A 14300-nucleotide genomic window follows, 5' to 3' on the forward strand; every position below is an offset into this window, starting at 1 on the left:
CTCAGCGCGATTGTCACGCGCGGCAGCACGCCCCCGACATGGCCGGGCGCGTCGGCGTCAGGGACTCAGCGCCTCAGAGCTTCTCGATCGGCGCGATCTTGATGAGGAGCTTCTTGCGGCCCGCGGAGTCGAACGCGATCTCGGCGATGCGCTTGGCGCCGATGCCGGTCACGGCCGAGACCGTCCCTTCGCCGAAATCGACGTGCTTGATGCGGTCGCCGGCCACGAGCTCCATGTCGCCGTTGTCGCGGACCTGTCCGGACACGCGGTTCGCCCACTCGGTCTTCGGACGGGTCTTCTGCGCTGCGGCCGCCCGGTCGTACGAGCCACCGCCCCAGCCGCCACCGCCGCGGTACCCGCCGCCGGCGCCGGCGCCCGAGCCACCGATCCCGCCGCCCCGTCGTGCGTTGAGGGCCCGGGGCTCCGTCCCGCCGCGGCTGTTCGCCATGCCGGGAGACTGCTTCCACTCGATGAGCCCCTCGGGGATCTCCTGCAGGAAGCGGGACGGCATCGCCACGTTGACGTCACCGAACTGCGCGCGGGTCATCGCGAGCGACAGGAAGAGGGACTTCTTGGCGCGGGTGATCCCCACGTAGAAGAGCCGGCGTTCCTCGGACGGGCCACCCGGCTCGTTCGCCGACATCCGGTGCGGCAGCAGGTCTTCCTCGACGCCGGTGAGGAACACCGCGTCGTACTCGAGCCCCTTCGCCGTGTGCAGGGTCATGAGCGACACCGTTCCCGACGAGTCGTCGAGCTCGTCCGCCGCGGCGACGAGGGAGACCTCGGTCAGGAAGTCGGACAGCGTGCCCTCGGGGTTGTTCTTCTGGAACTCCCGCGTCACCGCGACGAGCTCGTCGATGTTGTCCGCACGGGCGGCGTCCTGCGCGTCGGGCGACTTCCGGAGGTTCTCGAGCAGCCCCGAGCCGTCGAGCAGCTGCGTGAGGGTGTCCACGACCGGCTGGGTACCGGCGCGGGACGAGACGTCGTCGAGCAGGGCGGCGAACGCCGTGATCGCGTTGCGCACCTTCGGCCCGAAACCGAGTTCGTCGGCGTGCCGGAGGGCGTCCCGCATCGTCGTCTCGTGCTCGTCGGCGTAGCGCTGCAGGGTGGTCTCGGTGACCGCGCCGATGCCGCGCTTCGGGACGTTGAGGACCCGTCGGAGTGCCATCGGGTCGGCCGGGTTGGCGACGGTGATCAGGTACGCCATGGCGTCCTTGATCTCGGCGCGCTCGTAGAACTTCGTGCCGCCGAGGACCCGGTACGGGATCGCCGCACGGATGAAGATCTCCTCGAGCGCACGGGTCTGCGAGTTCGTCCGGTAGAAGACGGCCATGTCGCGGTAGGACATGCCGTCCTCGTGCAGGCGCTGGATCTCGTCGGCGACGAACTGGGCCTCGTCGTGCCCGGTGTAGCCCGTGAACCCGACGATCTTGTCGCCGGCGCCGACGTCCGTGAACAGGTTCTTCGCCTGCCGGTCGAAGTTGTTCGCGATGACGGCGTTCGCGGCGTCGAGGATGTTCTGCGTCGACCGGTAGTTCTGCTCGAGCAGGACGACCTTCGAGTTCGGGAAGTCCCGCTCGAACTCGACGATGTTGCGGATGTCCGCCCCGCGGAAGGCGTAGATGGACTGGTCGGAGTCGCCGACGACGGTCAGCGACGCCGGGGCGATCGACCCGTCGGCCTCGCGCATGCGGGCCACGTGCTGCCCGGCGTCCTCGAGTTTGTCCACCTGCTCGACCGGCACCGGCCGCGTGAGCTCGCGGATGAGGGCGTACTGCGCGTGGTTGGTGTCCTGGTACTCGTCGACGAGGATGAACCGGAACCGGCGCTGGTAGAGCGCGGCGACCTCGGGGAAGGCGCGGAAGAGGAACACCGTCTGGCCGATGAGGTCGTCGAAGTCGAACGCGTTCGCCCGGCGCAGCTCGTTCGTGTACCGCCGGAAGACCTCGGTGAACATGACCTCTTGCGGGTCGTTCGCGTTGATGTTCCGGGCGTAGGAGTCGATGTCCTGCAGCTCGTTCTTGAGCTTCGAGATCTTCGAGGCCGCAGCGCCGACGGTCAGCCCGAGCGAGTCCGCCTCGAGCTCCTTGATGATCCGCTTGAGCAGGGCCTTCGAGTCGGCGGAGTCGTAGATCGTGAACGACTGCGCGAACCCGAAGCGCTCGGCCTCGCGCCGGAGGATCCGCACGCACGCCGAGTGGAAGGTGGAGATCCACATCCCCTCGGATGCCTGCCCGACCAGCGCCCGCACGCGCTCGCGCATCTCGGCCGCGGCCTTGTTCGTGAAGGTGATCGCCAGGATCTGCGACGGCCAGGCTTCTCGGTTGGCGAGCAGCAGCGCGATGCGGCGGGTCAGCACGCTCGTCTTGCCGGAGCCCGCGCCCGCCACGATGAGCAGGGACTCGCCGCGGTACTCGACGGCTTCCTTCTGCTGGGGGTTCAGACCCGCGGTGAAGGGGTCGTCGTAGGCGCGGTCACCGGCGCCGGAACCGTCAGCACGGCCGGGCGTCGAGTCGAAGGGGTCGAGCACGATCGTCATGTCCGGGACAGTCTAGGCCGGGCCTCCGACAGCCGAGCGGGCGAGCACGGCCAGGTCGGTGTGGTCGGCGAACACCCCGTCGACGCCGGTGCGGACGACCGAGGTGAACCACCGCTCCCAGTCGCCGAACGCCGCGACCTCGCCGCCGCGACGCAACGGCGCCGGCAGGAAGCGGTTCTCCGGTCGCAGCGTCCACGTGTACACGGCGAGCCCGGCCTCGTGCGCGCGGTCGACGATGGCGCTCCGCACGGGTGCCGGATCCTCGAGCGCGACGCTGTCCACCCCGGCCATCAGTGTCCCCAGGTCGACGCTGATGCCGTGGAACTCCGTCGCGAGCGCCGTGAGCGCGTCGTCGGACCGCTCGGCCGCGTACGTGGGAGCCAGCGACCCGTGGGACGCGACCTCGTCCGCCGCGCTGCCCCGCGCCTCCTGGAGGTAGACGAGCCGCCCGCCGGTCCCGCGCTCCCGGAGGTCCCGCAGCACGCCCTTCTCGAAGCTCTCGATGGTGAGGCGCTCGTCCCCGCGCCACCCGGTCTCGGCGAGGACCCCGTCGAGGAGCTGCCCCATCGGGAAGCCCGCTCGGTCGAAGAAGTCGGCGTGCTTGACCTCCGCGACGAGTCCGACCGGCCGGGGAGCCGCGTCGAGGATCGCGAGCAGGTCCTCGAGGCGGAGGACCGGCTCCTCGCCGTCGTGCTCCGCCGACCCCGGTCGCAGGGCGGGGAGGCGCTCACGGGTCCCCAGCGTCCGCAGCTCGGCCCACGTGAAGTCCTCGGTGAACCAGCCCGTCGTCTTCTGCCCGTCGACCGTCTTCGTCGTGCGCAGGTGCCGGAACTCGGGGTGGTCGGCGACGTCGGTCGTGCCGGAGACCTCGTTCTCGTGCCGCAGCACCAGCACGCCGTCCTTCGTGGGCACGAGGTCCGGCTCGATCGCGTCGGCACCGAGTTCGATCGCGAGCTCGTAGGCGCTCCGCGAGTGCTCGGGACGGTAACCGGACGCGCCGCGGTGGGCGATCACCAGGGTCATGCCTGCGACACTACGGCCACATCCGGCGCGCGGCGTCCCCGGGCCGGTAGGTTCACGGCATGGGGCTCGCCCAGGGGTGGAAGCGGAGCAGCGTCGCCGCGGCGACGGTGCTGGTCGGCGTCGCGGCGTGGGTCGTGCCGGCCTCCGGATCGGCACCCCTGCACCTCGCCGAGGGCGGGGGCGAGGTCTGCATGGAGGGTCGCACGGACGCCACCGTCGGCATCGCGATGCTCGACCACCCGACGGGCGACCCGATCGTCGTCAGCGCGGTGTCCGCACCGGGGGACGGCGTGCGCATCGTCGACGCGTTCGTGGTCCGGTACCCGCACGGTGCGTCGGACCCGGTCCGGTACGGGACGGACGAGTGGCCGGTCCCCGCGCACTGGGGCGAGCCGGAACCGGCGCTCGGCGCGTCGGTCGCCGCGGGCGATGCCGCCGACCTCGTCGTGCACGTCCGCCGCGATGCGCGCGACGGCGGCACGGTGGGACCGGTGCGGGTCGTGTACACGCAGGGCGCGCGGCTGTGGTCGGAGACCACCGGCACCGAGATCGCGCTGCGCGCGCACTGCTGATCCAGGAGGCGCGGTGCCGGTCCGCCCCGAACCTCGCCGTGAGCGGTCGGCGGGCTCCGGGCCGCTTCGGGGCGTGCACGCAGCGCGCGACCGTAGGCTGCGCTCGTCGGGTCCCCACGGGGCCGCTTCCGCTCGCCGCGAATCCTCAGCCTTCCGCGATCGAGCCCACCTAGGCTGAGAGGACTCGAATCTCCAAGGAAGAGGACACCATGGCCTTCAAGCCCGGTTTCGACCAGTCCCCCGCCTTCAACAACCAGGGGCCCAACACCTGGGGTGGGCGCGGCGCTGGTCAGCAGCAGGCCGGCTGGGGACAGACCCCGCAGCAGGCACAGGGCGGGATGACCCCCGAGCAGCTGCAGTACATGTACGACCGTCCGGCTGCCAGCACGGTCGACACGGACCGCATGTCGTACGAGGACACCATCGTCAAGACGCTGCTCGCGTTCGGCGTGCTCGTCGTGGGTGCCGTGGCCGGCTGGAACGCACCGATGATCGTCTGGATCATCGGCGCCGTCGCCGGCTTCGTGCTGGCGCTCGTCAACATGTTCAAGAAGAAGCCGTCGCCCGGGCTCGTCCTGGCGTACTCCTTCGCCCAGGGACTCTTCGTCGGTGGCATCTCGCACTACTACCAGAACGCGTTCGGCGGCATCGTCGTGCAGGCCGTGTTCGGCACGCTCGGTGTCTTCGCCGTGACGCTCGCGCTGTTCGCCTCCGGCAAGGTCCGCGCGACGCCGAAGGCCACGCGCTTCTTCCTCGTCGCGATGGTCGGGTACCTGGTGTTCTCGCTCATCAACCTGGTCCTCATGTGGACCGGCGTGACGCAGACCGCGTTCGGCGCCCTCGGGTTCGAGATCTTCGGCATCCCGCTCGGCGTGATCATCGGCATCCTCGTCGTGGTCATGGCGGCGTACTCGCTGATCCTCGACTTCGACCAGATCCAGACCGGCGTCCGTCGTGGCGCTCCCCGGATCTACGCGTGGACGGCGGCGTTCGGGCTCATCGTCACGATCGTGTGGCTGTACCTCGAGATCCTGCGCATCCTCGCCATCGTCGCGAGCAGCCAGCGCAACTAGTACTCGGCACGACCCGAAGGGCCCCGGCGAACACGCCGGGGCCCTTCGTCGTCCCCGGGTCGGGGGTGGCCGACGAGCCTCCCACGACGAGATCGCACGACATGCCGCACGTGCATCGCCGAGGTCGCACAACGTGCCGCACAACCTCGCTGCGAGCGGCAGATCGTGCGACCTCGCCGCACGCACGAGCTCGCCGCACGCACGAGCTCGCCGACCGGCCTCCGGACGCAGGACGGCCCGGCACGCAGGACGCGTGCCGGGCCGTCAGCGCGGGAGGACTACTCCCACTCGATCGTCCCCGGCGGCTTCGACGTGACGTCGAGCACGACCCGGTTCACGTCGGGCACCTCGTTCGTGATGCGGTTCGAGATCTTCGCGAGGGTGTCGTACGGCAGGCGCGTCCAGTCGGCGGTCATCGCGTCTTCGGACGAGACCGGACGGAGCACGATGGGGTGGCCGTACGTGCGACCGTCGCCCTGGACGCCCACGGAACGGACATCGGCGAGCAGGACGACCGGGCACTGCCAGATCTCCTCGTCGAGGCCGGCCGCGGTGAGCTCTTCGCGGGCGATCTTGTCGGCCGCGCGGAGCAGCTCGAGACGGTCCTTCGTGACCTCACCGACGATGCGGATGCCGAGGCCCGGACCGGGGAACGGCTGGCGACCGACGATGACCTCGGGCAGACCGAGCTCGCGACCGACCGCGCGGACCTCGTCCTTGAACAGGGTGCGGAGCGGCTCGACGAGCTCGAACGTCATGTCGTCGGGGAGACCGCCGACGTTGTGGTGCGACTTGATGTTCGCTGTTCCCGAGCCACCGCCGGACTCGACGACGTCGGGGTAGAGCGTGCCCTGCACGAGGAACTCGACCTCGCCGGCGTCCGATCCCTCGGCCGACTCAGCGCGGGCCTCGAGCACGAGGGCCTCGGCCGCGGCCTCGAACGTGCGGATGAACTCGCGCCCGATGATCTTGCGCTTCTGCTCCGGGTCGCTCACGCCGGCGAGGGCGTCGAGGAACTGCTGCTCGGCGTCGATCGTGATGAGCCGCACACCGGTGGAGGCGACGTAGTCCTCTTCCACCTGCTTGCGCTCGTCGGCGCGGAGGAGCCCGTGGTCGACGAAGACGCACGTGAGCTGGTCGCCGACGGCCTTGTGCACCAGGGCCGCGGCGACGGCGGAGTCGACGCCACCGGAGAGTCCGGCGATGACCCGAGCCGAACCGACCTGTGCGCGGATGCGTTCGACCTGCTCCTCGATCACGTTCGCGGAGTTCCAGTCACCGGGGAGCCCTGCAGCACGGTGCAGGAAGTTCTCGAGCACGGCCTGGCCGTACACCGAGTGCTTGACCTCGGGGTGCCACTGCACGCCGTAGAGCTTGCGCTCGTCGGAGGCGAACGCGGCGACGGGGGTCGAGGCGCTGGACGCGAGGACCTCGAAGCCCTCGGGTGCCTTCGCCACGGAGTCGCCGTGGGACATCCAGGTCACCTGCGACTCCGGCTGGTCGCCGAGGAGCGTGCTCGTGCCGGGCGAGAGCGTGACGTCGGTCGCGCCGTACTCGCGCAGCCCGGTGTTCGCCACCTCGCCACCGAGCGCGGTCGCCATCGCCTGGAAGCCGTAGCAGATGCCGAGCACGGGGACGCCGAGGTCGAGGATGTCGCCGTCGAGCGCGGGCGCACCGGTCTCGTACACGGACGACGGACCGCCGGACAGCACGATGGCCGCGGGGTCCTTCGCACGGACCTCGTCCGCTGTGATCGAGTGCGGGACGATCTCGCTGTAGACGTTCGCTTCACGGACCCGACGCGCGATGAGCTGCGCGTACTGGGCACCGAAGTCGACGACGAGGACGGGACGCTGTTCGGTCTCGCTCACCGAGCGGCCTCCTTCTCACGCTGCTGGGCAGCGGTCAGCTCGTGGTAGGTGTCCATGGCGATCTTCTGCATGCGGTGCTCGACCACGAACGACATGAACGGGATGATGCCCCCGAGGGCGATGAGCAGGAAGCGGATCGGCTTCCAGCGCATGATGCTCCACAGACGGAAGTCGGTGAAGAGGTAGAGCACGTACAGCCAGCCGTGGGCGATGAGGATGCCGATCGACAGGTTGAAGGTGCCGGACTCCTTGCCCGCCGTGCCCTCCGGCACGAAGAACGCACCGCCGCCGAGCTGCATCTCGAGGTGCAGCGGCGTGTACTTGATGACCATCTCGACCACCAGGGCGAGCAGCAGCACGCCGGTGATGTACGCCGAGACGCGGTACCACTTCACCGCGCCCGGGATCTTCGGGATGTCGCGGGTACGGACGGTCAGAGCCATATCGGCCATCCTACCGTCGGTCGACGAGGGCACCGTCGACGCTGAGTGCGGCCTCACGCCGCTCTTCTTCCTCACGCTCCCAGGCGTCCTTCACGAACCGGTACCAGAGGAAGACGGCGAACCCGGCGAACACGACCCACTCGATCGCGTAGAACAGGTTGAGCCAGTCGAACTGGACCTCGCGCGAGGGCGCACGGTCGGCGATGGTGCCGAGGTCCGCCGCCTTCGCCGTGGTGCCGTCGGCGACGACGTACCCGAGGTACATCCGGTCGTCGAACGCCTTCCACGTGTTCACGAACCGGGCCGGCGCGACCGCCGAGTACTCGCCCTTGTCGTAGGTGTCCTGGTCGGGCGACTCGGCCGGGTAGTAGCGCCCCTCGACCGTGAGCCGCGTGCCGTCCGCCAGACGGTCACCACCGGCGACGGCCGCGGACCGCTCGTCGGACCACCCGATCACCACCGGGAGGCTCGCGCCGCTCGTGTCGTCCACCAGGTGTCCGACGGTCTGGTACGTCCCGCCACCGGTCCGGCCGGTCAGGACGGTGGTGTCACCGGCGACGAACGTCCCCGTGACCGTCACCTTCTGCCCGGCCATCTTCTCGGTCGCGGGCTGCATCGGCCCGGTCACGGCGTCGAGGCTCTTCCGGTTCTCGGTCGTCGCGGGGAGGGGGGTGCCGTTGGCGATGCTCCGCTCGAGCTGCCACTTGCCCAGCCCGGCGAACACCGCCGCGAGCACGAGCGCCAGCAACAGCAGCGCGATCCACCTCGGTCGTCGGGCTACGGCCCACATCTGTATCAGTACTCCGGATCGCGCTGGCGGACCGGGCGCTCGGGGCGCTCGGTGGGGGTCTCGACCGACGACGTCCGGGGCTCGGACACCGTCTCCGGAGACTCATTCTCCCGCTCTTGGCTGCCAGCGGCCTCCACCAGGGCGAACTCCTCGGCGAACTGGCGGTCCCGCTCTGCCCGACGAGCGGCAGCGGCGGCGTCCGACTCGGCCTCTGCCGCCTCGGCCGCGGCAGCCGCTGCGACCGCTCGACGGCCACCGAGACGCGTCCGCAGGCGTGCCAGACGAGCTGGGCGGATCACGAGCCGACCGATGCGGTCCGAGTTGACCGCGAGCAACGGCCCGAGGATCGCCATGACGAGGACGTACAGACCCGCGAAGGCGGTGATGCGGGCTTCGAGCCCGGCAGCGGCCGAGAGCGTCGCGAGGATCAGCGCGAACTCGCCGCGGTTCACCAGGATGACGGCGGTGTTGATCCCCTGCTGGATATTGAAGCCGTTCATGCGCGCGACGAGCTGTCCCGCGATGGCGTTCAGCGCGACGGTCATGCCGATCGCACCGAGCACCGGCCAGAGCACCTCGCCGAAGGTCGACAGGTCGAGCCCGAGCCCGAAGTTCACGAAGAAGAACGCCGCGAACACGTCGCGCATCGGCAGGGCGAGCTGTTCGATGCGGTCGCGGTAGCGCGTGGCGCCGCAGAGCAGGCCGATCACGAACGCACCGATCGCGTCCGTGACGCCGAGCAGGTCGCCGATGCCGCCGAACATGACCGCGAGGCCGAAGAACAGCACGGTGAACAGCTCGTCGTCACGGGTCGCGAAGATCCGGGACACCCACTTGCCGGCGAACCGGGCCAGCGTGAACATCACGATGAGGAACCCGAACGCGAGCGCGAGCTTGCCGACGACACCCCACACGTTCGTGTCGCCGGAGAGGACCACCGAGACGATCGCGAGGTAGATCGCGATGAAGACGTCCTCGATCACGGTGACGCCGAGGATCATCGGGGTCTCGTCGTTCGCCAGGCGACGGAGCTCGATGAGGAGCTTCGTCACGATCGCGCTCGACGAGGTCGCCGTCATGCCGGCGATGATGAGGGCTTCGCGCGTGCCCCACCCGAGCGAGAACCCGAAGGCGAACCCGACGCCCATGTTGATGGCGACGTACGTGCCACCGGACACCAGGAGCTTGCCGGCGTTGCCGTAGAACTCTTCCTGGTCGAACTCCAACCCGAGGTTGAACAGCAGCAGGATGAGCCCGAACGTCGCGATCAGCTCGATCGTGTGCGACTCGACGTTCAGCCCGATCCACGGGGTGTGGGGACTCGCGATGAGCCCCACGACCATGTAGATCGGGATCGCGGGCAACCCGATCGTCTTGCCGAGTCGTCCGAGGACGTAGGCGATGATGAAGAGGATGCCGATGGTGAGGAGCTCACCACCCAGGTGCACGGGCTAGCTCCTCGGCGGGGCCTCGGCCGCAGCGGCCGCAAGCTCTCCGCTGCGGTAGAACGAGAACGCCTTCGCGACCTTCTCGGGTGCACCGGCGACGACGATGGTGTCGCCCGGGAACACGACGAAGTCGGACGACGGGGCCGGGTTGGCGCTGTCACCACGGACGACCGCCACGACGGTCAGGCCGATGAAGCCCGAGTCGTGCAGGTCGCCGAGGGGCTTGCCGGCGATGGCGTCGTCGTAGTCGACCGAGAACCAGTCGATGCTGAGGCCCGGGATCTCGTCGAGCTTGTCGAGGCCCTCGGTGATGCGCGTGCCGCCGAGGAGTTCGGCGAGCGTGTGCGCCTCGTCCTCACTGAGTCGCAGCGACACCTTCTCCGACTTGTCGGCGCCGTCCGAGACGTCGGCGAAGGAGATGAGGTCTGAGTGACCCGACCGGTGCGTGATGACACCGCACTTGCCACCGTCGTCGGTGTAGAAGCTGTGCAGCACGCCGACTCCGGGGAGTTTGACGCGATGGACGTCGACCATGATGGCTCCCTTTTCGAGTACCCCGATGATAACCACCGCGATGGTCCGTCCATTCCGTTCCGCTACAGTCCGGTGGACGGGGACGACAGGGGGAACGCTGTGGACGAGCAGGACAGGACCAACCGGCTGGATGGCCGGCACCGGGATCGCGGTGGCGGCACTCTACGCCGCACTGCTCGCCGTCCAGGCACTCGTGCTCGATCCGCTCGCCGCGGTGCCGGGCGCCACGCTCGGCGCGATCCACGCGGAACTCGAGCGCCAGGGCTTCGCGGTCGGCACCGACATCGCCGTCGTCGTCGGGATCGCCGTCGTCGGCGTCGCCCTGGCGATCGGCCTCGGCACCTCGCTCGTCGTCACCCGTGCACGGCCGTACGTCACCGCCGCGGTCCTGCTCGGGGTGGTCGCGCTCGGCGGTCCGATGACCTGGTGGAGCGGCTTCTGGCTCGGCATGGACGTCGCCGACGCGTACGGCGTCGGCGGTGGAGCGCACACCGCCTCGGCCGGTGTCCTCCTCATCACCAGCGCGATCGCGCTGGCCGCGGTCCCGTTCGTCCTCGTGATCGGCCAGGCGGTCAGTGTCCGCCGGACCACGCACCGGTCGCGCGCTGCCTGACGGAGCCGACCCGCGCCTCCAGGCAGTCGAGAGCCAGGAGGCACGGGGCGCGTCCTACTCGGGCTCGCTCGTCTTCTCGCCGACCACCTGCTCGTCGGAGGCCTTGGCGCCCTCCGCGCCGCTCGACCGGCCACCGCCGACCACCACGTCGTCCTCGTCGAAGCCGAACGCGATGTCCGGCGCCTCGAGCCGCACGCGGTCCGCCGAGGCGTCGTCGGGCTGCAGCTGCGACTCGCGTTCCGCGGCGACGCGCTTGAGGTAGTTCGACACCTCGTTCTCGGTGGTCTCCTGGTCCCAGCCGAGCACGTCCGCCATGAGCTTCGCGGCGACGGGGGCCGCCGACTCACCGCGGTCCCACGCCTCGATCGAGATGCGGGTCCGGCGGGCGAGGACGTCCTCGAGGTGCAGGGCGCCCTCGTGCGAGGCCGCGTAGACGACCTCGGCGCCGATGTAGTCGTCGGCACCGGGGAGCGGCTCGGCGAGGGACGGGTCCTGCTTCACGAGCCGGAGCACCTCGGTCGCGAGCGTGCCGTAGCGGTTCAGCAGGTGCTCGATGCGGACCTTGTGCACGCCGAAGCTCCGCGCGGTGCGGCCGCGTCGGTTCCAGGCGGCCGGGTAGCCCTCGGCACCGAGCAGTGGGATGTCCTCGGTCGTCGAGCCCGGGATCTTCCCGTCCATCGCCGCGACGGCCTCGTCGATGGCGTCCTTGCCCATCACGCGGTACGTGGTCCACTTGCCGCCGGCGACGACCACGAGCCCGGGGACCGTGTGCGCGACGACGTGCTCGCGGCTGAGCTTCGACGTCTGGTCGGACTCCCCCGCGAGCAGCGGCCGGAGTCCGGCGTACACGCCCTCGACGTCCTCACGCGTGAGCGGGACCGCGAGGACCTTGTTCACGTGCTCGAGGATGTAGTCGATGTCCGCCGCGGTCGCCGCCGGGTGCGCCTTGTCGAGGTACCAGTCGGTGTCCGTCGTGCCGACCAGCCAGTGCCGGCCCCACGGGATCACGAAGAGCACGCTCTTCTCGGTGCGGAGGATCATGCCCGTGTTCGACTGGAAGCGGTCGCGCGGGATGACCAGGTGCACGCCCTTCGACGCCCGCACCTTGAACTGCCCACGGGTCCCGACCATCGCCTGGGTGTCGTCGGTCCAGACGCCCGTCGCGTTGACGACCTGCTTCGCCCGGATGTCGAACTTCTCGCCCGTCTGGATGTCGTGCGCGTGCGCGCCCACGACCCGCTCCCCGACCTTGATGAAGCCCTCGATGCGGACGCGGCTCGCGGCGTGTGCCCCGTACGACGCAGCGGTGCGGACGAGCGAGGCCACGTAGCGCGCGTCGTCGACCTGGGCGTCGTAGTACGTCATGCCGCCGACGAAGGCGTCCTTCTTGAGGCCGGGCATGTTCTTGAGGACCTGGGTCCGGCTGAGGTGCCGGTGGTGCGGGACCCCCGGCGGCCGACCACCGGACCAGCTGAAGACGTCGTACATCGCCATGCCGATGCCGATGTAGAAGCGCTCCCACACGCGGTGGTTGAGCGGGTAGAGGAAGCGGACGGGCTTCACGAGGTGCGGGGCGATGCGCTGCAGCAGGAGGCCGCGTTCGATCAGTGCCTCGCGGACGAGCGCGAAGTTCAGCTGCTCGAGGTAGCGGATGCCGCCGTGGACGAGCTTCGACGACCGGCTCGAGGTCCCCGAGCCCCAGTCGCGGGCTTCGACGATGCCGACGCTGAGGCCACGGGTGACGGCGTCGAGTGCGCTGCCGCCACCGACGATGCCACCGCCGACGACCAGGACGTCGAGCTCCTTGGTCTTCAGGGTCTCGATGGCGGCCGCGCGTTCGTCGGGACCGAGCTTCACCGACGGGTCGAACCCCACCCCCGGGGCGGCGGTCTCGGGCCGGGCGGGCCGGGTCGCGCTGGACGTGCTCGTGCTGGTCTTCGCCATCGTCGCCTCCGTGTCACGGTGACGCCGGGCGTCACCCGCGCCGGAGTGCGGGTGCCACCGTCAGTTCCGGTGGTACGGCGCCACGACCACTTCTACTCGCTGGAACTCCTTGACGTCGGAGTATCCGGTCGTGGCCATCGATCGACGCAGGGCGCCGACGATGTTCGCGCGGCCGTCCCACGTCGGGGTGGGGCCGTTCAGGACGTTCTCGAGCGGGGCGATCGTGCCGACCTCGACCCGGCGGCCGCGCGGCAGCTCCGGGTGGTGCGCCTCGGCACCCCAGTGGAACCCACCGCCGGGGGCCTCGGTCGCGCGGGCCAGTGCGGTGCCGAGCATCACGGCGTCGGCGCCCATCGCGATGGCCTTGACGACGTCGCCGGCGGTGTCGAGCCCGCCGTCGGCGATGACGTGCACGTAGCGGCCACCGGACTCGTCCATGTAGTCACGGCGAGCGCCGGCGATGTCCGCGACGGCCGTGGCCATCGGGGCGTGGATGCCGAGGGCGGCCCGCGTGGTCGATGCCGCGCCGCCGCCGAAGCCGACGAGCACACCAGCGGCACCGGTACGCATGAGGTGCAGGGCCGCCGTGTAGGTCGAGGCGCCGCCCACGATCACCGGGACGTCGAGCTCGTAGATGAACTTCTTGAGGTTGAGCGGCTCGGTGTTCTGCGAGACGTGCTCGGCCGAGACCGTCGTGCCGCGGATGACGAACAGGTCGACACCGGCGTCGACGACGGTCTGCGAGAACTCCTGCGTGCGCTGGGGGCTGAGCGACCCGGCGACGGGGACACCGGCGGCGCGGATCTCGGCCAGGCGCGCGGTGATCAGCTCGGCCTTGACCGGCTCGGAGTAGATCTCCTGCATGCGCTTCGTGACGTTGCCGTCGGTGAGCGCCTTGATCTCGTCGAAGTAGGGCGTCGGGTCCTCGTAGCGGGTCCAGAGGCCCTCGAGGTCGAGGACGCCGAGCATGCCGAGCCGGCCCATCTGGATGACCGTCGCGGGCGAGGCGACGGAGTCCATCGGGGCCGAGAGGATCGGCGACTCGAACGTGAACGCGTCGATCGACCACTGCACGCTCACGTCACGCGGGTCACGCGTGCGCCGCGAGGGGACCACCGCGATGTCGTCGAACGCGTACGCCCGACGTCCGCGCTTGCCAGCACCGATCTCGACTTCACTCACCCGGCAAGCCTAGCGGTCGTGTCCCCCGGGTGACACGGGCGCGACGGGCAGGGCGCGCGGCGGAGGTCAGCGCGTCCGGCGTGCGCGGCGCCTGCGGAGCGTCCGCAGGACGAGCCCGAGCAGCAGCGCCAGCACCACCAGCACGCCGACCAGCGCCGCGGCGACCTTCACGAGCAGCGCCGCCCCGACGAAGAGCACGGCGAACACCAGCCACACGAGGGCGTCGAGCACGAGGGGGCCGGGAGTCCGCACGCGACCGACGATAGCG

At 70.2% G+C, this 14300-nt stretch carries 13 protein-coding genes; 3 read left to right on the top strand and 10 right to left on the bottom strand.

Annotated elements, in window-relative coordinates:
* Positions 1–73 precede the first annotated feature (73 nt).
* Complete coding sequence (locus QE359_RS02120) at positions 74–2539, bottom strand: UvrD-helicase domain-containing protein (protein ID WP_309777252.1); 2466 nt, start codon at positions 2537–2539, stop codon at positions 74–76.
* Between the two features lie 12 nt (positions 2540–2551).
* Positions 2552–3562: a glycerophosphodiester phosphodiesterase family protein gene (locus QE359_RS02125; protein WP_309777254.1), complete on the bottom strand. Its 1011-nt coding sequence runs from the start codon at positions 3560–3562 to the stop codon at positions 2552–2554.
* 59 nt (positions 3563–3621) lie between these two features.
* Here QE359_RS02125 and QE359_RS02130 point away from each other — a divergent pair, with 59 nt between their 5' ends.
* Together QE359_RS02130 and QE359_RS02135 are read left to right on the top strand one after the other, a co-directional pair.
* Positions 3622–4134, top strand: coding sequence for a hypothetical protein (locus tag QE359_RS02130; RefSeq protein WP_309777256.1), 513 nt, complete (start codon positions 3622–3624; stop codon positions 4132–4134).
* Positions 4135–4343: 209 nt separating this feature from the next.
* On the top strand, positions 4344–5207 hold the full coding sequence (locus QE359_RS02135; RefSeq protein WP_070417722.1) for a Bax inhibitor-1/YccA family protein: 864 nt from the start codon (positions 4344–4346) through the stop codon (positions 5205–5207).
* Between the two features lie 278 nt (positions 5208–5485).
* On the opposite strand, the gene guaA is transcribed toward QE359_RS02135, so the two are convergent.
* The 5 genes from guaA to QE359_RS02160 are packed head-to-tail and all read right to left on the bottom strand — an operon-like array spanning position 5486 to position 10293.
* The gene (gene guaA, locus QE359_RS02140; RefSeq protein ID WP_309777258.1) at positions 5486–7078 is read right to left on the bottom strand and encodes a glutamine-hydrolyzing GMP synthase; all 1593 of its coding nucleotides are present in this window, start codon (positions 7076–7078) and stop codon (positions 5486–5488) included.
* Positions 7075–7521: a DUF3817 domain-containing protein gene (locus tag QE359_RS02145; protein ID WP_309777260.1), complete on the bottom strand. Its 447-nt coding sequence runs from the start codon at positions 7519–7521 to the stop codon at positions 7075–7077. The genes guaA and QE359_RS02145 overlap by 4 nt, the downstream gene beginning before the upstream one ends.
* A gap of 10 nt (positions 7522–7531) precedes the next feature.
* Entirely contained in the window at positions 7532–8311 is a 780-nt protein-coding gene (locus QE359_RS02150; protein ID WP_309777261.1) for an SURF1 family cytochrome oxidase biogenesis protein, read from the bottom strand.
* A 5-nt stretch (positions 8312–8316) separates the two neighbouring features.
* Positions 8317–9759, bottom strand: coding sequence for a cation:proton antiporter (locus tag QE359_RS02155; protein WP_309777263.1), 1443 nt, complete (start codon positions 9757–9759; stop codon positions 8317–8319).
* A gap of 3 nt (positions 9760–9762) precedes the next feature.
* On the bottom strand, positions 9763–10293 hold the full coding sequence (locus QE359_RS02160; RefSeq protein WP_022906983.1) for a cation:proton antiporter regulatory subunit: 531 nt from the start codon (positions 10291–10293) through the stop codon (positions 9763–9765).
* 130 nt (positions 10294–10423) lie between these two features.
* Between QE359_RS02160 and QE359_RS02165 the strand changes: the two genes are divergently transcribed.
* Positions 10424–10906 (top strand): hypothetical protein, encoded by a 483-nt coding sequence (locus tag QE359_RS02165; protein WP_309777265.1) that lies wholly within the window; start codon positions 10424–10426, stop codon positions 10904–10906.
* Between the two features lie 54 nt (positions 10907–10960).
* On the opposite strand, the gene QE359_RS02170 is transcribed toward QE359_RS02165, so the two are convergent.
* The 3 genes from QE359_RS02170 to QE359_RS02180 all read right to left on the bottom strand — a co-directional run bounded on the left by QE359_RS02170 (position 10961) and on the right by QE359_RS02180 (position 14284).
* Positions 10961–12850, bottom strand: coding sequence for a glycerol-3-phosphate dehydrogenase/oxidase (locus tag QE359_RS02170; protein ID WP_309777267.1), 1890 nt, complete (start codon positions 12848–12850; stop codon positions 10961–10963).
* 60 nt (positions 12851–12910) lie between these two features.
* The gene (locus QE359_RS02175; RefSeq protein ID WP_071294790.1) at positions 12911–14032 is read right to left on the bottom strand and encodes a GuaB3 family IMP dehydrogenase-related protein; all 1122 of its coding nucleotides are present in this window, start codon (positions 14030–14032) and stop codon (positions 12911–12913) included.
* 66 nt (positions 14033–14098) lie between these two features.
* Positions 14099–14284, bottom strand: a complete 186-nt coding sequence (locus QE359_RS02180) for a hypothetical protein (RefSeq protein WP_139199221.1) — start codon at positions 14282–14284, stop codon at positions 14099–14101.
* Positions 14285–14300 lie beyond the last annotated feature (16 nt).

Source organism: Curtobacterium sp. SORGH_AS_0776, assembly GCF_031453355.1.
Classification (GTDB): domain Bacteria; phylum Actinomycetota; class Actinomycetes; order Actinomycetales; family Microbacteriaceae; genus Curtobacterium.

Bases quoted from the DNA above. Each gene is read 5' to 3' on its own strand.
- QE359_RS02120 (WP_309777252.1), bottom strand. From the start codon at position 2,539: ATGACGATCGTGCTCGACCCCTTCGACTCGACGCCCGGCCGTGCTGAC.
- QE359_RS02125 (WP_309777254.1), bottom strand. From the start codon at position 3,562: ATGACCCTGGTGATCGCCCACCGCGGCGCGTCCGGTTACCGTCCCGAG.
- QE359_RS02130 (WP_309777256.1), top strand. From the start codon at position 3,622: ATGGGGCTCGCCCAGGGGTGGAAGCGGAGCAGCGTCGCCGCGGCGACG.
- QE359_RS02135 (WP_070417722.1), top strand. From the start codon at position 4,344: ATGGCCTTCAAGCCCGGTTTCGACCAGTCCCCCGCCTTCAACAACCAG.
- QE359_RS02145 (WP_309777260.1), bottom strand. From the start codon at position 7,521: ATGGCTCTGACCGTCCGTACCCGCGACATCCCGAAGATCCCGGGCGCG.
- QE359_RS02150 (WP_309777261.1), bottom strand. From the start codon at position 8,311: ATGTGGGCCGTAGCCCGACGACCGAGGTGGATCGCGCTGCTGTTGCTG.
- QE359_RS02160 (WP_022906983.1), bottom strand. From the start codon at position 10,293: ATGGTCGACGTCCATCGCGTCAAACTCCCCGGAGTCGGCGTGCTGCAC.
- QE359_RS02165 (WP_309777265.1), top strand. From the start codon at position 10,424: ATGGCCGGCACCGGGATCGCGGTGGCGGCACTCTACGCCGCACTGCTC.
- QE359_RS02170 (WP_309777267.1), bottom strand. From the start codon at position 12,850: ATGGCGAAGACCAGCACGAGCACGTCCAGCGCGACCCGGCCCGCCCGG.